The organism is Sporosarcina sp. SAFN-010 (assembly GCF_059415065.1).
On record NZ_JBPFDS010000003.1, the window covers coordinates 234,161 to 250,412 of the forward strand.

23 protein-coding genes are annotated in these 16,252 nt (G+C 38.4%); 15 read left to right on the forward strand and 8 right to left on the reverse strand.

Going from position 1 to position 16,252, the window contains the following annotated elements; translation table 11 throughout:
- The first annotated feature begins 146 nt into the window (after positions 1–146).
- The 3 genes from ACR65F_RS05730 (at position 147) to ACR65F_RS05740 (ending at position 2,975) form a co-directional block, all read left to right on the forward strand.
- Positions 147–785: a hypothetical protein gene (locus tag ACR65F_RS05730; protein WP_440503588.1), complete on the forward strand. Its 639-nt coding sequence runs from the start codon at positions 147–149 to the stop codon at positions 783–785.
- A 69-nt stretch (positions 786–854) separates the two neighbouring features.
- Positions 855–1,499 (forward strand): hypothetical protein, encoded by a 645-nt coding sequence (locus tag ACR65F_RS05735; protein WP_039044202.1) that lies wholly within the window; start codon positions 855–857, stop codon positions 1,497–1,499.
- Between the two features lie 651 nt (positions 1,500–2,150).
- Positions 2,151–2,975: a class I SAM-dependent methyltransferase gene (locus ACR65F_RS05740; protein ID WP_440503589.1), complete on the forward strand. Its 825-nt coding sequence runs from the start codon at positions 2,151–2,153 to the stop codon at positions 2,973–2,975.
- 61 nt (positions 2,976–3,036) lie between these two features.
- Here ACR65F_RS05740 and ACR65F_RS05745 read toward each other — a convergent pair whose 3' ends face one another.
- Positions 3,037–3,780 (reverse strand): YqcI/YcgG family protein, encoded by a 744-nt coding sequence (locus tag ACR65F_RS05745; protein WP_440503590.1) that lies wholly within the window; start codon positions 3,778–3,780, stop codon positions 3,037–3,039.
- A 344-nt stretch (positions 3,781–4,124) separates the two neighbouring features.
- Positions 4,125–4,505 carry a hypothetical protein gene (locus tag ACR65F_RS05750; protein WP_440503591.1) on the reverse strand — a complete coding sequence of 127 codons (381 nt, stop codon included), beginning with the start codon at positions 4,503–4,505 and terminating at the stop codon, positions 4,125–4,127.
- A gap of 235 nt (positions 4,506–4,740) precedes the next feature.
- Here ACR65F_RS05750 and ACR65F_RS05755 point away from each other — a divergent pair, with 235 nt between their 5' ends.
- From ACR65F_RS05755 to ACR65F_RS05770, 4 genes are all read left to right on the forward strand, one after another.
- Positions 4,741–5,706, forward strand: coding sequence for an alpha/beta hydrolase (locus ACR65F_RS05755; RefSeq protein WP_440503592.1), 966 nt, complete (start codon positions 4,741–4,743; stop codon positions 5,704–5,706).
- Between the two features lie 90 nt (positions 5,707–5,796).
- On the forward strand, positions 5,797–5,991 hold the full coding sequence (locus ACR65F_RS05760) for a hypothetical protein (RefSeq protein ID WP_440503593.1): 195 nt from the start codon (positions 5,797–5,799) through the stop codon (positions 5,989–5,991).
- Positions 5,992–6,215: 224 nt separating this feature from the next.
- Complete coding sequence (locus ACR65F_RS05765) at positions 6,216–6,482, forward strand: CD3324 family protein (protein ID WP_039044197.1); 267 nt, start codon at positions 6,216–6,218, stop codon at positions 6,480–6,482.
- 150 nt (positions 6,483–6,632) lie between these two features.
- Positions 6,633–7,283: a FusB/FusC family EF-G-binding protein gene (locus tag ACR65F_RS05770; RefSeq protein ID WP_440503594.1), complete on the forward strand. Its 651-nt coding sequence runs from the start codon at positions 6,633–6,635 to the stop codon at positions 7,281–7,283.
- A gap of 286 nt (positions 7,284–7,569) precedes the next feature.
- Here ACR65F_RS05770 and ACR65F_RS05775 read toward each other — a convergent pair whose 3' ends face one another.
- Positions 7,570–8,043, reverse strand: a complete 474-nt coding sequence (locus ACR65F_RS05775) for a hypothetical protein (protein WP_440503595.1) — start codon at positions 8,041–8,043, stop codon at positions 7,570–7,572.
- A 187-nt stretch (positions 8,044–8,230) separates the two neighbouring features.
- Between ACR65F_RS05775 and ACR65F_RS05780 the strand changes: the two genes are divergently transcribed.
- The gene (locus ACR65F_RS05780) at positions 8,231–8,731 is read left to right on the forward strand and encodes a hypothetical protein (protein ID WP_440503596.1); all 501 of its coding nucleotides are present in this window, start codon (positions 8,231–8,233) and stop codon (positions 8,729–8,731) included.
- Here ACR65F_RS05780 and ACR65F_RS05785 read toward each other — a convergent pair.
- The 4 genes from ACR65F_RS05785 to ACR65F_RS05800 all read right to left on the reverse strand — a co-directional run bounded on the left by ACR65F_RS05785 (position 8,718) and on the right by ACR65F_RS05800 (position 11,762).
- Positions 8,718–9,335, reverse strand: a complete 618-nt coding sequence (locus ACR65F_RS05785) for a hypothetical protein (protein ID WP_440503597.1) — start codon at positions 9,333–9,335, stop codon at positions 8,718–8,720. The two genes, ACR65F_RS05780 and ACR65F_RS05785, sit on opposite strands and share 14 nt — an antisense overlap.
- Before the next feature lie 61 nt (positions 9,336–9,396).
- Positions 9,397–9,753, reverse strand: coding sequence for a YhfM domain-containing protein (locus ACR65F_RS05790; protein ID WP_495160519.1), 357 nt, complete (start codon positions 9,751–9,753; stop codon positions 9,397–9,399).
- Positions 9,754–10,268: 515 nt separating this feature from the next.
- The gene (locus ACR65F_RS05795; protein WP_440503599.1) at positions 10,269–11,375 is read right to left on the reverse strand and encodes a DUF1648 domain-containing protein; all 1,107 of its coding nucleotides are present in this window, start codon (positions 11,373–11,375) and stop codon (positions 10,269–10,271) included.
- A 3-nt stretch (positions 11,376–11,378) separates the two neighbouring features.
- Positions 11,379–11,762, reverse strand: coding sequence for a GntR family transcriptional regulator (locus tag ACR65F_RS05800; RefSeq protein ID WP_039044190.1), 384 nt, complete (start codon positions 11,760–11,762; stop codon positions 11,379–11,381).
- A gap of 161 nt (positions 11,763–11,923) precedes the next feature.
- Between ACR65F_RS05800 and ACR65F_RS05805 the strand changes: the two genes are divergently transcribed.
- From ACR65F_RS05805 to ACR65F_RS05820, 4 genes are all read left to right on the forward strand, one after another.
- On the forward strand, positions 11,924–12,325 hold the full coding sequence (locus ACR65F_RS05805) for an SRPBCC family protein (RefSeq protein ID WP_440503600.1): 402 nt from the start codon (positions 11,924–11,926) through the stop codon (positions 12,323–12,325).
- A 1-nt stretch (position 12,326) separates the two neighbouring features.
- Entirely contained in the window at positions 12,327–12,650 is a 324-nt protein-coding gene (locus ACR65F_RS05810; RefSeq protein WP_440503601.1) for an ArsR/SmtB family transcription factor, read from the forward strand.
- A 233-nt stretch (positions 12,651–12,883) separates the two neighbouring features.
- Positions 12,884–13,210 (forward strand): ArsR/SmtB family transcription factor, encoded by a 327-nt coding sequence (locus tag ACR65F_RS05815; RefSeq protein WP_039044187.1) that lies wholly within the window; start codon positions 12,884–12,886, stop codon positions 13,208–13,210.
- Positions 13,207–13,623 (forward strand): SRPBCC family protein, encoded by a 417-nt coding sequence (locus ACR65F_RS05820; RefSeq protein ID WP_440503602.1) that lies wholly within the window; start codon positions 13,207–13,209, stop codon positions 13,621–13,623. The genes ACR65F_RS05815 and ACR65F_RS05820 overlap by 4 nt, the downstream gene beginning before the upstream one ends.
- A gap of 272 nt (positions 13,624–13,895) precedes the next feature.
- On the opposite strand, the gene ACR65F_RS05825 is transcribed toward ACR65F_RS05820, so the two are convergent.
- Positions 13,896–14,447 carry a histidine phosphatase family protein gene (locus ACR65F_RS05825; RefSeq protein WP_440503603.1) on the reverse strand — a complete coding sequence of 184 codons (552 nt, stop codon included), beginning with the start codon at positions 14,445–14,447 and terminating at the stop codon, positions 13,896–13,898.
- A gap of 704 nt (positions 14,448–15,151) precedes the next feature.
- On the opposite strand from ACR65F_RS05825, the gene ACR65F_RS05830 reads away from it, so the two are divergent.
- From ACR65F_RS05830 to ACR65F_RS05840, 3 genes are read left to right on the forward strand one after another with little or no spacing between them, the layout of a single operon-like run.
- Positions 15,152–15,721, forward strand: coding sequence for a hypothetical protein (locus tag ACR65F_RS05830; RefSeq protein WP_440503604.1), 570 nt, complete (start codon positions 15,152–15,154; stop codon positions 15,719–15,721).
- A gap of 11 nt (positions 15,722–15,732) precedes the next feature.
- Complete coding sequence (locus tag ACR65F_RS05835) at positions 15,733–16,047, forward strand: hypothetical protein (RefSeq protein WP_440503605.1); 315 nt, start codon at positions 15,733–15,735, stop codon at positions 16,045–16,047.
- Positions 16,048–16,103: 56 nt separating this feature from the next.
- The gene (locus ACR65F_RS05840) at positions 16,104–16,250 is read left to right on the forward strand and encodes a CD1375 family protein (protein WP_440503606.1); all 147 of its coding nucleotides are present in this window, start codon (positions 16,104–16,106) and stop codon (positions 16,248–16,250) included.
- Positions 16,251–16,252 lie beyond the last annotated feature (2 nt).

The window sequence follows — 16,252 nt, forward strand, 5'->3', positions numbered from 1 at the left end:
AAAACAAGCCGTGTGCTAAATTTAGCGCATGGCTTGTTTTTTGTTTCAAAGCATAGAAAATTGAAACTAATTTCACAATATTACGTACATATATCTAAAGGAACTAATTTACATTCGCGTTACATACAAAACGAGAGAGAGGGTTTATGATGAAAAGTCAACTCACTTATAAAAGAATAGGGTTATTTACACTCGCAGCATTAGCTTGTGTTTCTCTTATGGGGTGTACACCAACAAGTGAGGCAATTGAAAAGAGAGAAACAAAAACGGAAACTGTCCCAACAGCAGAATCAGCAGTTGAAATGCATATCAAAACAATCGAAGCTGTTTTGAAAGAAGAACTCAATGGTCCAGATATTGAATACGGTCAATTAGCAGATGCTGCTATGGGTGGAAATAACGACCCAAATAGTGTAAAGCAAAAAGAAAATGTAGTGAGATTAAATAGTTATGTCAAAGAAAGATATCAACAATATTTCACTGAGGAAGGCTTGAAAGAATTCCAATCTAGTGGTTTAAAGAGTTATCATAGTTATTACGATACCGAGTTCGAAATTAGACTTGTGGAATCAGAAATAAAGCAGAGCGACATTGACACAGCAAGTAATCAATATCACATTAAGTCAATAGTTGAGTTAACATCACCTGGCGAAGAACCCTCTCTACACGAAGTAGAAGGTCAAGTAATCTTCTCTACGAAAGAAGGGAAAATTGGAAGATTCTCTCTTGGTCAAAAAGATCCCACACTTTCAGATAAGATAGATGAACTTAGTAAGAGGGATTGAAACATCTTGTATTGAGAACATAGCAGATTTCATTCACGTTTAATAGATTATCACGAGAGAAGGTTTTTGATGAAAGGTCAATTCACTAATAATAAAATAGGGTTATTTACACTCGCAGTATTGGCTTGTGTGATTGCTACAGGATGTACACAACAAGACGCAGCAATTGAAGGGGAAGAAAGTGAAGCTGCAGCTGAAACAGAAACCGTATCAAATGAGGAAAAGTATATTCAAATTGTTGAATCAGTACTGAAAGAAGAACTCAATGGTCCTGATGAAAAATATGTTCAATTAGCAAAAGCTGCTATGTATGGGACAGAAGATCCTAATAGTGTGAAGCAAAAAGAAAATGACATGAAACTAGCCAGTTATATAAAAGAGAAGTACCTACCTTATTTCACTGAAGACGGTTTAACAAAAGTGCAAAGCATAGGTATGTTATATCAATACCAATCTATGTTCTATTTTGATGCAGAGTATACATTAAGACTTGTTGATTCAGAAGTGAAGCAAAGTGATATAGATACAGCGAGTAATCAATATCATATGAAAGCTACAGTTGAATTAACAGCACCTGGTGAAGTGCCTTCACTGCACGAATTAAGAGGCAAAGCGATTTTTTCCACGAAAGAAGGAAAGATTGGAGACTTCCAACTTAGCCAGAAAGATTCTACACTGTCCAATAAACTATTCGAACTTGCTGAGAAGGACTAAAATACAGTAGATTATAAAGACAAAAGACAAAAGACAAATAGAAATGGAATGCTAGGCATCTTTTAGACCGCCAGTATTCCATTTTTATAACGAATTGTGTATGCTTTCTCAAAATAGAGAGAGATTCTCAAGTTGATCTCTAAGCAGAAAAGCTAGATTGTTAGCTAGAATGATAATTTGAGAAGAAAAAAGATATTGATTGGTCTTATTTTTATCATCTTTGCAGGGACTGTTCGATTTGAAATAAGATTCTGGTTATAAGCACGAAGCATTGAAAAAGTCTTTCTAGAGTCTCCAATCAGCTCAAGCACTTCAAGTTTTTTCTTTACTAATAGTCCTGCATCAATGTAACTATAATTTGTTGTTGTTCATTGAATACGTTGTGAGAGGTCCATGCATCAAGTTACAATACTCTCAAAGAGAACCAATGATGAGTTTAAAAATCAAAATCTATTATGAAAATTACGTTGATGGTAAGATGACTGGTCTTGCAATTAGGTAAAAACATATTCTGAATATGGAGATTGCAAATTTCACGACATCACAAATCCAGACTACCTATCTGAAGCTAACTAGATACAAATATATGGTACAAACTTGGTGGGAAACTGATTAAAATTAAGAGTAACTTAGGATCTGGGGGAATAACAAATGACAGCAACTCAATTAAATGAACAAACAACCGATTTTTTTAACGAACATAAACTATACGAAAATGATGAAATCCAACAAATCCAATTGCAACATCGTTTGAGCCTTGTGGAAGCATTCAACCTACCTAGTGGAGGAAGAATCTTAGAAATAGGATGTGGGCAAGGCGATACAACAATGGCAATTGCTCATGCAATAGGTGAAAAGGGACAGGTAATCGGAATCGACAACGCCAGCCGAGATTACGGAGCACCATTCACGCTAGGCGAAGCAACGGACTACATTTTGAAATCCTCTTTAGGAGAACGAATTACATTTCACTTAGACACAGATTTTAATGATTTTGAAGTTACAGTTCCTTTCGATGTTGCTGTATTCTCTCACTGCTCCTGGTACTTTAAAGATCCCCATGAGCTTCTTACCTTCCTCAAAAGACTTCGCGGAATGGCAAAACGAATTTGTTTTGCAGAATGGGATATTCAATTTACAGAAATGCCACAGCGAACTCATTTCATTGCTGTATCGATACTCGCCCTCTACTCACAATTTGTAGAGAATGAGAGTAATGTTCAAAATCTATTTGACACCTCCCAAATCCGAAAGTTGCTTGAACAAGCAGGTTTTCAAATTGAAAAGCAAATGACTGTGGATGCAACATTTTTGCCAGATGCAAAGTGGGAAAAGGGATATGCAAATAGTATCCGTACAGAGTTCGTACAAGCTGCACCACGAATGGAATCACTTTTAACAAGTTATTATGAGTTAATGAATGATCCTCAAGCTGAAGAACTTTCATTGAACAGTTTTGTTGTCACTGCAATATAACTTTATTCAAAAACCCCTTTTTATATAAGCTTATATAGAGACAAAAAAGTCGCCCCTTAGGTCAGCTTTTCTGTCTCAATTCCTTATGTGTGAATGGACATTTTCCTTGAATCGGCTCACTGTCGTCGCCGATAAAGAACTGTTTCCACTCATTATGCTTCGGATCTCCAAAGTGGCTAATATCGGGATGTTTCGGCAAATGATCCCATGCTTCAACTCGTTCCCGGACTTTGTCTCGTGACATAATCCCGCCTTTTTCAGTTCCTTTTAATCCTTCGAAAATTTTGCGTGGTTGAAATCCAATCACCATCGCATTCCCTAGGTCACGGGTCTTTCGTTGTTTGTAAGCGGGTGTATTGCCGAATGCGAAAATGGGTTCGCCATTGAATCGGAAATCCCACAAATGATGGTCCGGATCACGTGGACTTTCGATAGGCCACTTGATTTCATCGACTTCGTGTAAGTATTGAAGGATTTCCCAAAACTGTTCTCGATAATCTTCAAGTGTTCGTTCTGTTGCAAAAGGTTCAACAAAAACAAACAATCCGTGCCTCTTATGCTTCGGGTCTTCAAAGAGAGCTAAGAAATCAATGAGTGCCAGTGGAAGATTACTCCAATCCTTCTGTGTAATATAGGCATAACGCAATTCACCTTTCAGCTGACCATTGATGCCGAAATAGCAAGGAAACGTCTTATCTGTTACTGTGTTCTTGAACGTTTCATACTCACTCAGCAACCACTCCGGTAAATCCTTCCTCTTGTCAAAATCTTCTTTTGTTAATAAAGCACTTTTTGTATGAATCAATCTATGCCTTCCTCTCCTCACAGTTCTCACTTTAACAATACGTTTCAAAATTTGTTACTATGATTATGTATAAATCGTTGAATCATCTCACATACTAGTAATCACAGAGTCGCGGCACCACTCTGTCCCGCGCCAGGGGCACTTTCGGCAGAAGGTGGAAAAGAATACTCAGCCTATTCCGACTAGGGATTGCCTAGTAGTGCCGCAGTTTACATAGATGTACTCAGTAAAAAAGTACCTTTTCTTCCGAATGAAAACTCGGAGAGGAAGGTACATTTTTGCTGTTTAATGGAACATAATATGCTTTTTTCAATTTAGTTCAGCATACATCCTACTATTTACAATCATCCCTCAAGTAACGCATGGTATTCAATCAATTCTCCATCGAGTTCAACAACTAAGATGTAGATGGTGTCCTCACGATTATAATCCCCGTTAGAGGAAAACACTTCAGTTCCTTCTGGCAATTGACTTGCATAGAAGTTCTGGAAAAACAAGGTGCTATTCGTTCGTTTCTTTATTTCGCCTATCTTCATGCCTTTAATCAGTTCAGAGGCAGATTGCGGGCTCCCTTTTGAATAAACCAAATCGCCCACTTGAATAATATCTGCTGAATTATCCTCCTTTAAAATGTCTTTTGCAGTTGGATTACCTGAATCTAATCCACTACACCCAGCAAGGACAACTAAAATTCCTGTGATCACCATGAATTGGAGCAGCTTCATTCTAAAAACTCCTCCTTCACTTTGATAATTCGAGAGTACTTCAATTATTTATATATAGTTAAGGATAACATGAATTAGTTTGTATGTTCAGTCTTCTGCGAAGGTGAGATGAGATACTAAGAGATATTGAAGGTATACACAAAATAGTACCACGGTTACCAAATTCTCGAATACATACTGAAATTCATTCTCCTGTATACTTATTAAGAGATTGAAATGAACTGAGGGTAATAGAATGAAAAAAATAAAAATGAATTGGAAGAAGTTCCTGCTGATAGCGGTCATTCTATTTTTGAGTCTACAAGTTATAGGTGGTTTCTTTTTCTATGAGCTCGCCATTAAGAGGGGACCAAAAGAATTCCTTCAGAACAATGCAGATTTAGAAGTAGCCGACGATACGATGGATCTTTATACCAACGGGGATTGGACGAAATGGGTAGATGATCAAAACTTTGAAACACTTACCTTAACTTCACGTGATGGATTGGAATTATCGGGGTATTACTTGCAAGCTGAAAAACCTACGAACAAACTCGTCATTTTAACACATGGCTATTTGGGGCACGCGAAGCAAATGGGATTGTTCGGGATCTTTTACTATCAAGAATTAGGATATAATATTTTCATGCCTGACGCACGAGGACACGGGAAAAGTGAAGGGAATTATTATGGATTTGGATGGCCAGATCGAATGGATTTGATCGACTGGACGGACTTACTGGTTGATAAATTAGGGAAAGACACGGAAGTCATCTATCATGGGTTATCAATGGGGGCAGCAACTGTCCTGATGGCCAGTGGGGAAGCGGAGTTGCCGTCAGAGGTGAAAGCAATCGTTGCAGACAGTCCTTATGGTTCGGTCTATCAACTATTCGCTTATCAGATGAAGCGCATGTTCCACCTGCCTGCATTTCCTTTGCTCGATAGTACCAGTCTTGTTACAAAGGCGCGCGCCGGATACTTGTTTAGAGAAGCGAGTGCGTTGAAAGAAGTGCAACGTACAGATGTCCCGATTCTCTACATCCATGGGAAGGCAGACACTTTTGTTCCAGTTAAAAATGCGATTGAATTGTACGAGAAAACCTCAAGTAGCACTGAGCTCTTCTTAGTAGACGAGGCAAACCATGGAGAATCCTACGCAAAAGCACCTGAAGCATACAAGAAAAAAGTACAACAGTTTCTTCAACATACGGTGAAATGAAAAGAGTGTTTGCTCATAAAGGAATTCATCTATAAAGAAAACCTGAAGAATGAGCTGCTTCCTTATATAATTGAGAATGGATCTTCACGTTTGACAAAGGTTATCGAGAATTTTCAAAAGCGAGGAGAACTCGTCGATAAACCTTCAGAATTCATCTTAAAAACATTAGGTACAGTTATTTCAGGATTCTTCATTTCTCGCTTTGTCTTGTTAAACAGACAGTCCATAAGTGATGAGGAAATTGATGAGGTTGTTTTTTTGATCGTTAAAGGTATCGGACAGTAGTCAAAAGTAAATGTGAAAGTAACAGGATTGAATGTATTTTTGAAGGAGGTGCTTAAAGTTGGATAATGTACGACGATTATCTGATACGATCCACACTCATGCAAAGCCAGTAGTTAGAAAGGCGATACTTTGTATGGGGCGGTTGAGTTAATTTTATCGCTAGAGTTTTTCTAATCAATTGGCTTTGCTCCCTTATTCGAATTTAAAATAAGGAGCGAGTGAAATTGACGTATGTGAACGCACACAATGTTTTACCTGAAGAATTGATAAAAGAAATCCAAAAGTATGTACAAGGTGAAACACTTTATATTCCTAAGCACGAAGATACATTTAAAAAGTGGGGAGTAGCTAGTGGCAGCAGAAAGAGATTGGATCTGCGTAATGAAAAAATACGTGAGTGTTTTACCAATGGTTTAACTATTGATGAATTAGCGGAGTCCAACTATCTCTCTGTTGAAACTATAAAAAAGATTGTCTACTCTCATAACTAGAATGAAGTATGAACCCCTATGCGTGATGGTACTCGCATAGGGGTTATATGTATAAAATCACTCAAACTGATTCTCACCCTAGCGGATCGGTTTTTATTCCATTAGAATAACTCTATAGAGATAGCAGCTAGTAGTGAGGAGCGATGAAAAATGACTGAAAGATTTATTAAAAATGAACAATTTAACTATATCCATAGGCAGGTGTCATTCATAAGAGAAAGCGTAAGGCAACATATACCTCCTGGTGTACTAGCTTCAGTTTATGAATTATCAAATGAAAAAATCAGGAATTGCATTCCTGACATAACTGCAGAACAAAGAGACATTTTGGATTTTTCTAGCTTGAAAGCAGTAGAAGAATACGACCAGGCAATTGTGGAATTAGATTCATATCGCCTTCCATTCCCTACTATAACCGAGCAACAACTGAAAAAGCTCTTTCCAAAAACTAAAAAGCTGAAGCTGCCGGATTTATCAATCATAGACTTAAAACAGATTACGTATTTAAGTTGGAATGATAGCAGATCCAATCGCAAGTACATATTGTATGAGCTGGATGGCAAACTAGTAGGGATTGAATGCTCGTTTTCACCTAATTCGTCGAATAATACGTGTTCGATTTGCCATGGTCAGGGACCTGTCACTTTTTTTACTACAATTACAAAAGAGAAAAAGCAAAATAATCCAGATTATTTCAGAACGATCGGCAATCTGATTTGTGTAGACAGTCATGAATGTAATAGGAACATTACGGATGTCACTTATTTGGAGAATTTGTTACGAGACTCTTTACGAAAGTGAATAGTATTACTGAGGGTTGATATGATACTATTATCGGCTCCAAAGTGATACAAATCTACTTTGTAAAATAAATAGTGTCGTGGTAAAGGTTAAACCAGTTGTTCTAATTATGAGTTTTCCTTAATTCAAAAGTGTATTATGAAGAGTCTTCAATACAAAATCCGATTACTTTAAAAGTCAATTGATATCCAAGTTATTTTGAGCAAGGCAGTCCAGCCACAATAGAGCTTAAGCAAGCATGAAAAAACCAACCTGCAAACACGCGGCAAGTTGGTTTTTGTTTGACTTAAGCTTTTTTCGCAATCAAACCTTTAGGCAGACGCTTTACTAAATAGTAACCAAAAACAGCCAATGTGATGAGAGATGGTCCTAGCAAATGTCCGCTTAGGCTTTCGATAGATGCTGAAGTCATCCAAGAAAGTGCATAACTGAAAGTGAAAAACAAACCGAGAATCTGTATATGATTCACCACAAACGAAAATAATGTATTTGAATTTTGGGTGAAGACCATCAATGCATAGAGTCCTATCAATGCGATTAAGGCAGTTTCAATAATGGCCGAATAACTAAAAAGAGTATCCAGTTTTACGAATTCAGATTTAGTGATTTTTCCCGTGGCAAGAAATGGCTGACTGACTTTTGATTTGTACATCTCAATAGCGAGATAGGCGACATTGATTGCTGTGAGAAGAAGTATGTAGAATTGAAAAAGCCGACTAGTTGTATTACGAGTTGTTTTATTCTCAGTTGCAGTCTTCATGTAATCACCATTCCATTCATGTAGTAAATTCTAAAGTCAAAAAAAGGAATCCATTAGACAACTATAAGGTATAATGTATATGAATAGTCTAATTATACAGATTTCTTTTTAGATTTCAAGATATTTTTATTTGATGTAGTCGTTACTTGGAATGGTTTACGAAATACTCACTGAAATGAGGAATTATATGGCGACTATCGTAATAGCATTACTCGTTCTGTATAGTATGATTCTTTTCCGAAATGGGATTCAAATGCATGATGTCATGATAGAATACACAGTTCTCTTCTTACTTTGCTCTTTTTTGATAGTAGTCTTGTGGAAAGTATGGAGAAATCTGTCCAAATCCATAAAAGTAGTATTTACCACTTTGCTGGTCTTGCAAGTTTCTTTCATTAGTTATGAAGCCTATGTGACCGAACCTAAGTATCTGTCAAATGAACAAAATACGTTACTATTACTATTAGCGGGATCACCTGATTATCAGCAACTAAACTTGACGGCTGTGGATCTGAAAACTGTTCAAGTTATAGGAGACTCAAAACAAGGAAGTTTTCACCACCCTGACGATTATATTGTAGAAATTACAACATCGAACAACAATGAAGTATATCAATTTATGTGCAAAGGGAGCGGACCAACCTGTGAAGAGTTGGGATTTAGAGAGCAAGTACTCAGAGAGAGATGAATAACACCAATATAAAAGGAAGAAGAGAACCCGTCATGATTGGAGTTCTCTTCTTATAATGCATGAATGAAATTAAGGTTTTTTCCAGGATTTCCGCAGGAGGTTGAATCGGTACTTTTGTTTGTTTTCCTTGAGAGTCTAACAAAAGTGTATCAAGTTGACTAGAGATCTCTTTTTGGACTGCAATCACAAAACTTCTCGGGCTTAGGTCAGCAGTACACGCGTCAGCCAACGAAGAAAAATTGATTGTTAACTCTTTTGTTCCAGGTTCTGCATCCATGGTGTCAATTTCATATGGACAGCTGCTGGATTCGAACATCCCGATAAATAATAGATCATTTTCCTTTAAATCTACTTCAGGAATCTCTCCATCGAGTTGAAACTTCTGCCACATTGCTTCATAATCCTCCTGATTAGTAACAAGAACAGCAAAATGGTTTTTGGGATCTTGCACTTCAGCGATACTTTCAAATCCACTCGGCAACGTCTTTTCAGAAGCAACTAAATTGGAGCTTTCCGGTGATTGCTGCTCTTTTTCCTTTGAAGTACAACCTGCAACAATTAACGCTAAGAACGTCATCATAAAAATTAGGGTTTTTTTCATACAATTCCTCCTCGTGAAAGTTTAACTAAAGAGTTGATAGATGTTTGTAATTCAACACCTGTTAATTCTCATGAATAAAATCGTAAAGCTTTTCTAAGTACACAGAGGACAAGGTATAAATTTTATTACGATCTTTTTGATTCAAAATGGTTCCGTTATCCTCTGTTAGCCAGAGTGAATAGGATTCTTCACCAAGCCTGAAGTTATAGTGTGGTTTTGTCATATTAACTATACCTGGAACCTGGGTAGAATCTTTAATCGCTGTCCTGAAAATGTCGATTTCGTGTGGATGAGTTATCTCAATTATTTCCGTCGTAGCAACAGGACTATTGTTGACCGTTTGCATTTTACTTTCTTGTTCCTCTTTTGTAGAACAACCAAACAGAAAAATCCCAATTAAAGTGTACTGAACGAACATATATTTCAAGTCCTCACCCCTATTACACTATAGACGGACAATCGAATTTAAACGTTACATATTAAATTAGGCATTCACTAAATTTTTAGGACTAGTTAGAGGTCAGGCCAGTTGTTTCATACATATTTTTTACGGATAATGCTACACCAAAGGGTAGGATGAAGTGAATTGGACAGTCGAGAAATACATCACCCTTGTCGATTCCTTATTGTTCGGTTTTATACTTGTCCTTACATGCATCTGTAAACGAAAAATAGCTTCCTTTCGACAAAGTATATCCTGAGACTGGATACAAATAGACGAAGGAAGCGCTGACAGAATTTGACGATCATTTTCATCGAAAACTAGAACTACTCATTACTTTGAAATCTATTTCCGTTTGGCGATAGTAAGTTCTGATTTCAAATAAAAAACATCCTTCTCTATTCGGAAACTCAAGAAGGATGCTTAAAATTAGTAGTAATGCTCAGTTATCATTTGTAATGATGTTTTTATTTCAGCCAAAACACGTGAAATTATACAAAGAAGGCAACGAGCAAGATGAGAAGTAGTGGCACGAATATGATGAGATAGCCGATGGGATTCCCGAAATTGATACTCCAACCGACTCCGAATCGTTTCTCTACGAAGATGGTAGGGTCCTGTTTATTCACATAAAAGACACCTAACTTCCAATGAGCATCGTTATCTTCATCTGTGACTCCTATATTTTCTTCTTCCGCAACAGATACAGCAATACGCGAACCACCTTGACCAACTTTGAATGCATAGACGGCAGAGGAGATCAGTATGACCAAGAGGAAACCGAGTGGCAATCCCATCATCAAGGAAACGTTTTGAAAACCTACATGTATTGTAGTGAGTTGCAGGAACCCGAAAAGAATTGTCAATAGAATCGTCGTCATCAGTAAAAACCAGCTCGTATATTTACGGAATGCAAGTTGTTGAATTTGGGAAGATTTCTTTTTGCTGGAATTCAATTTAATTCCTGACTGTTTTGTTGCGATATTGATCCCTAGCATCATCACTTGCATAACCAAAAGGATAATTAATAAAGCAATTGAGGAAAATGGAGTTTTTGGACTGAATGCATCTGGTTGACCATTGGCACCCCAATGCGTAGGGATCATGTCAGGTAACAAACTATATTGGGTTACGGTGTAAATAACTAGACCAATCGTTACGAGCATTGGCAGTACATACATAGACGATGGGAGCATGGCATCTTTCGCGTGACTCTGTAAGTCGGCAACACGAATTTGTTTTAAGGAGGTGCCCCATTTGTTGGCCTGTTTCAATTCCGTTGTTTTTGCATGAAAGTAAAGGTACAGCGCCATGCTTAGTAGTAGAAGGCCAGATTGTATTGCTAATCCTATCCAAACAAGTTGTTCCTCGGTTGCATGAGTAGTAGTTGACCAAACTAGAAAGGCAATGAATGCGATGATTCCTGTCATAAAAATAATGCTAGAAAACCTGCGTCGATAAGAAGCAAGTGATGGATCCATTGCAAACTTTTCGGGAATTGTAACGCCGAAAACAAGCGTTCTTTTCAACAAAAATGGCATAGCGGATTGCAATACAATCATGAAAGCAAGCGTGACTAGAAAAATAGCTAATGACATAGATTATTCCTCCTTTAAATGAGTAAGAATGGATGAAACAAGTTTTTGTATTTCTTCCGGGTCCATGCCAAGTACAAGTGATTCAGCAAGAATAGGTTTAATTTGCTCGATAATTCTTCGTCGATTATCACTGGTAATCCCATCCTGAACGATGGGATTAATGACGGCACCAGACTTTGGCACGATGCGTATGATCCCTTTATGCTCAAGCTCATGATATGACTTGTTGACGGTGTGCATATTCACGCTTAGGTCAGAAGCTAATGCTCTCACAGAAGGTAACGTATCTCCCCCTTGTAACTGCCCACGTGCAATCAGTTCAATCACCTGATTGGCTAATTGAGTATAAATCGGGATATCGGATGTTGGTTCGATTTGGATGAACAACTGGTCACCTCCTAACTGCTCTATTATTAGTATAACAGAACTGTTCTAATATATGTATAACAAACGATGCTAAACAATAAGAAATTGTGATTTGCACTGAACCGTGTTAATATCCGAAGTAACACTAAAAGGTGTTACTTATATTTAGGAGGAAAGAAAACATGAATGTAAAAGATAAACTACCTGAAATCCGTAAAACCATTATTTTAAACGCGCCAATTGAAAAAGTATGGAAAGCTGTTTCTACGTCGGAAGGGCTGGATGCATGGTGGATGCCCAATACATTTGAAGCGTTTTTAGGAAAAGAGTTTGTCCTTCATGCAGGACCTTATGGTGATTCACCTTGTACTGTAACGGAGCTAGAACCACCACATCGTTTGGGGTTTGACTGGGATAAAGGCTGGCATCTAACGTTTGAATTAAAAGAGCTAGATGGACAACAAACAGAATTTACTCTTATCCATTCGGGATGGAATGCAGAACAGGGAACTGTACGCGAAACCATGAATGGCGGTTGGGAAAGCATTGTAAAAGTGAAACTACCTGCTTATATCGAAGGTTAATATGTCTGAGCAAAGAAAGCACGATGTGTTCCAAGCGATTTCAGATTCTACCAGACGCACCTTATTAAAATTACTTGCAGAGAGGGAAATGTCGATTGTAGAAGTAGCGGAGCATTTTCCAATTAGTCGTACTGCTGTCAACAAGCATCTTCATATACTTTCTAATGCAGGTATAGTAAAAAGTCGTAAAGTGGGACGGGAAACCCGATATATTCTTGAAGCGAAACCCCTTATTGAAATACAAGATTTTCTAACATTCTTTGAAACATACTGGGAGGATCAGCTGGCTGGTCTTAAAAAATTTGTAGAGGAAGATAGCCACTAGTTAAGGATGAATACAGGATTCAAGGAATAGCATCGGTCAAACTAAAGCGTTAGCCAGGAGTGTTTTTACAGGAACTGTAGAAATGCTTGAGTATTTTAAAAGGTTGCAAAAGGATTTGACGCGACACTAATTAGTGTCCTATAATGATTAGGACACTAATTGGTGTCGTTCTGATTTTCACAAAGTATAACTATTGTAGTTAAAGGGATAATTATAAAAGGAGGAGGGTGATTTTGCGCGAAAAAGATTCAACAGGAGACGTTTATGGCGCAGTTGCTGATCCAACCAGGCGAAAATTGATGCGCCTGCTGGCAGATGTGGAAGAATTGCCTCTCCATGAGATTACGACACATTTTCAAATGGGACGCACAGCAGTTTCAAAACATTTGGCAATTCTAAAAGAAGCGGATCTCGTATGCGCGCGAAAAGTTGGCAGGGAAACGAGGTACCGGCTGAATGCGGAACCATTGAAAGAAATTCAAGATTGGGTCTCATTCTACGAAGGATTTTGGAAAACCCGATTTGCAAAACTAAACAAGCTATTGGAGGAAGAATTATGAAACCTGATGTATCGTTAGATTTTCAATATAAAAGTTCGATTGATAAAGTTTGGAATGCGTTAACGGATTCCGAAAAGCTTGCAAAATGGATTTGGGATAACGACTTTAAACCACTCGTAGGACATAAATTTCAATTCCGTGCAGTACCAAACGAATGGTGGAATGGGATTGTAGAAAGTGAAGTATTAGTAGTAGAAGAGCCCCATACGCTTTCTTATACGTGGGTCAGTGCTGGTGAAGCGACTACTGTTACTTGGACATTGAAAGAGAGTGTAGATGGAGGAACTAATCTGCATTTTGAACAAACAGGATTTAGTGAAGAAACAAAAGCACGCCAAGGCGCTATCGAGGGTGCTAAATATTCCTGGACAAAAATGGGCGAAGAGCTCGAAAAATTATTGGCAGCACTGTAAAGGGATTTCTGGTATCCAACTCCTGCAGATTAGATTGGACTAATAACTTTTTGAAGTGTAAAAAGCTTATGAAGCGCAGTTGACCACGAGGATAATAGTGTTATAAGAAACCATCTCAACTACTAAGACAGGTAGTAGAGGTGGTTACTTTTATAGCACAACAGCTGTTATTTTTCCGTTAAGAACATGCCAAATTGAAATAACTTAAACTAAGTGAAATGACAAGTTGAAGGAATATATACTTTTAGCTTCTATATTTTCTTTAATTACTATTATTCACGATTTCCCCATAAGCGTCTAATAATTACTTGATCACCATCAAGCTGGAGTAAATAAATATCAGGATTACTTAGTTTCTTCCAAGCCGAAAATCCAAAAGCCTGATCATAATACTTTAACGCTAGTGATAATAAATTACCATGAGTCACTATGATAGATGTTTTCACTTCACTCCTTTTAATCTCCTCAAACAGCTCAATAATTCGGTTCGATGCTTCCAGGCTGGATTCACCACCATCGTATCGGAGTTCCATATCCTCGTAACTTGCTTTCAATTTCTCTAACCAATCCTCAAGATTTTCGTTGCTTAACACTCGTTCTTTCAAACGTTCATCAGTTGCAATTGGAATTCCAGTCTTTTGTGCAAAAGGGAAGATGGACTGAATCGCACGCTCGAAAGGACTAGAAATGATTTGATCGACTTTTAGAGTCGAGAAGAATTCAGTTAACTTTCCAGCTTGTTGCGTGCCTTGTACAGTCAATGGTGCTTCAGAGGCTTGTCCTGTCGCTTCACAATGCCTCACTATATATAAGCTGCTCAACATTCATCACTCCTATCGTATTTACTCTTATAGATCCATATTCTTTTCAAGCTTAAGGAAAATCTCTTCTTTTTCATCATTATGACCGTCGACTTAGCATCAGTTCGCTACTACTTTTTGGAGTTGTGGCTGTGAATTTTAAATTGTATTACACAACATTCGCTTTAATGAACCCCTCAAGGTTTACGGGGCATCTAGAATTAGTTGTCCAAAGGCATATCTTCCTCTACTAATTGATAAAGACGCTTCAAAATCCAATCAATGAAAAATTGGAACCAATACTTGTACTCGGGTAAGCAATACTTCTCCTAAATCTAGCAATTCCCTTTATAGAAAATCAAAAATCAAAAAAAGATGCTTCTGAATGAAACATTTCTTTTGATCATTCCGCTTAGAGGGACTAGGTTATTTTCGAACGGCAGAAGATATATATATTCTTAGATTGTGCTAAGTCCACAAGCTAACTTCTTTGCAAAGGATTTGATGAAGCGGATTTAGTGGTATCAATCCGGGAGATTCGGATTTTCCTTAAGACGTATTAGGCGGAAAAAGCGTCATTGACAAAGTTAGGGCATGTGAAGGCAGAAACGGATAGTGATGGTAAGTTGGTTATTCCTTCGAATGAATTAGTCGTTTAAAGATTCGATGTAGCAGGAACATACAACTGGACAGTTCCCGATAGAGTTACGCATGTCCGTGTAACTACGATGGGTGCGGCAGGTGGCGGCGGCGGAGGCGGTGGTGCAGGCAACGGCACTGGCAATCCCGGTTCCAGAGGAGGAAATGGCGAAACAGGCTGGGTGACGAGTTTCGGATTGTACCTTAGTGCGACTGGCAGCGGTGGCGGTTTTGGAGGGAATGTAGGCGGTCTAGGAGGGGGTGCTCTAGCCGGCGGTGATGGAGGTCGTGGCGGTGCAGATCCAATGTACATCGATTCAATTGAAAATCAAGGTAATAAAGCCAGTTCAGTCAGTGCCAGTTCTCCTTCGACAGATGGCGCAGCTGCGGCTAAAACTTCCTTTCAAACTAGTGCGGCTGGAGGTAAAGGAGGGGGGAACGCAAATGTTTCTCTGAGAGGTTCTGGTGGAGGTAGCAGTGGCATTGCCCAGATGCGTAAAGATTTTCTTTTTGAAGTTATCCCTGGCACTATCATTCGGCTAGTCGTTGGGAAGGGTGGAACCGGATGTAATGGTGGTAATGGAGGTACCGGACTAGAATCGGGTACGAAAGGAAGTAATGGTACAGACGGTCTCATGGTTATTGAATATATCAAATAAGAGGTGAAGTCATGTTGTTCGCTCAAATATTGAGAAAAAAAGCACATTGGATATTCGAAGCAGACAGGCAACCTCAGTTTGCACCGGACATTGTCCTAGTAGATATTACAGATAAACCAGAAGTTCAGGAGGGATGGGACTATGATCACACTACAGGTTTTTTTACAGAACCAGTACCAACTGAAGCTCCGTTCCCAGAACTCACTGAAATAGAATTATTACAACAAGAAAACTTATTACTAAAAGCACAAAAGCAAGCCTTAACCGAACGAGCGGAATTCATTGAGGACGTTGTTGCCGAAATGGCGGCACAAGTCTATCAATGATTACCCGCTTTTTGTTTTGGTTTTGGCTTTTACTCAAACTGGAGGGAGGTGATACCATGATGGCGATGTTTTTTGCACAGCGTGTGATTCTTGGGAAGACTGCTTACTCGGAGGTGCCGACTACCTTGCAGCCGGGAGTGAAGGATATTCTGGTTGATAGTGGGTTGGATTTCTTGATTACTGGTGATAGTAGTATTTTGTAAGA

Bases quoted from the DNA above. Each gene is read 5' to 3' on its own strand.
- ACR65F_RS05730 (WP_440503588.1), top strand. From the start codon at position 147: ATGATGAAAAGTCAACTCACTTATAAAAGAATAGGGTTATTTACACTC.
- ACR65F_RS05735 (WP_039044202.1), top strand. From the start codon at position 855: ATGAAAGGTCAATTCACTAATAATAAAATAGGGTTATTTACACTCGCA.
- ACR65F_RS05740 (WP_440503589.1), top strand. From the start codon at position 2,151: ATGACAGCAACTCAATTAAATGAACAAACAACCGATTTTTTTAACGAA.
- ACR65F_RS05750 (WP_440503591.1), bottom strand. From the start codon at position 4,505: ATGAAGCTGCTCCAATTCATGGTGATCACAGGAATTTTAGTTGTCCTT.
- ACR65F_RS05755 (WP_440503592.1), top strand. From the start codon at position 4,741: ATGAAAAAAATAAAAATGAATTGGAAGAAGTTCCTGCTGATAGCGGTC.
- ACR65F_RS05770 (WP_440503594.1), top strand. From the start codon at position 6,633: ATGACTGAAAGATTTATTAAAAATGAACAATTTAACTATATCCATAGG.
- ACR65F_RS05775 (WP_440503595.1), bottom strand. From the start codon at position 8,043: ATGAAGACTGCAACTGAGAATAAAACAACTCGTAATACAACTAGTCGG.
- ACR65F_RS05780 (WP_440503596.1), top strand. From the start codon at position 8,231: ATGGCGACTATCGTAATAGCATTACTCGTTCTGTATAGTATGATTCTT.
- ACR65F_RS05785 (WP_440503597.1), bottom strand. From the start codon at position 9,335: ATGAAAAAAACCCTAATTTTTATGATGACGTTCTTAGCGTTAATTGTT.
- ACR65F_RS05790 (WP_495160519.1), bottom strand. From the start codon at position 9,753: ATGTTCGTTCAGTACACTTTAATTGGGATTTTTCTGTTTGGTTGTTCT.
- ACR65F_RS05795 (WP_440503599.1), bottom strand. From the start codon at position 11,375: ATGTCATTAGCTATTTTTCTAGTCACGCTTGCTTTCATGATTGTATTG.
- ACR65F_RS05805 (WP_440503600.1), top strand. From the start codon at position 11,924: ATGAATGTAAAAGATAAACTACCTGAAATCCGTAAAACCATTATTTTA.
- ACR65F_RS05810 (WP_440503601.1), top strand. From the start codon at position 12,327: ATGTCTGAGCAAAGAAAGCACGATGTGTTCCAAGCGATTTCAGATTCT.
- ACR65F_RS05820 (WP_440503602.1), top strand. From the start codon at position 13,207: ATGAAACCTGATGTATCGTTAGATTTTCAATATAAAAGTTCGATTGAT.
- ACR65F_RS05825 (WP_440503603.1), bottom strand. From the start codon at position 14,447: ATGTTGAGCAGCTTATATATAGTGAGGCATTGTGAAGCGACAGGACAA.
- ACR65F_RS05830 (WP_440503604.1), top strand. From the start codon at position 15,152: ATGGGTGCGGCAGGTGGCGGCGGCGGAGGCGGTGGTGCAGGCAACGGC.
- ACR65F_RS05835 (WP_440503605.1), top strand. From the start codon at position 15,733: ATGTTGTTCGCTCAAATATTGAGAAAAAAAGCACATTGGATATTCGAA.
- ACR65F_RS05840 (WP_440503606.1), top strand. From the start codon at position 16,104: ATGATGGCGATGTTTTTTGCACAGCGTGTGATTCTTGGGAAGACTGCT.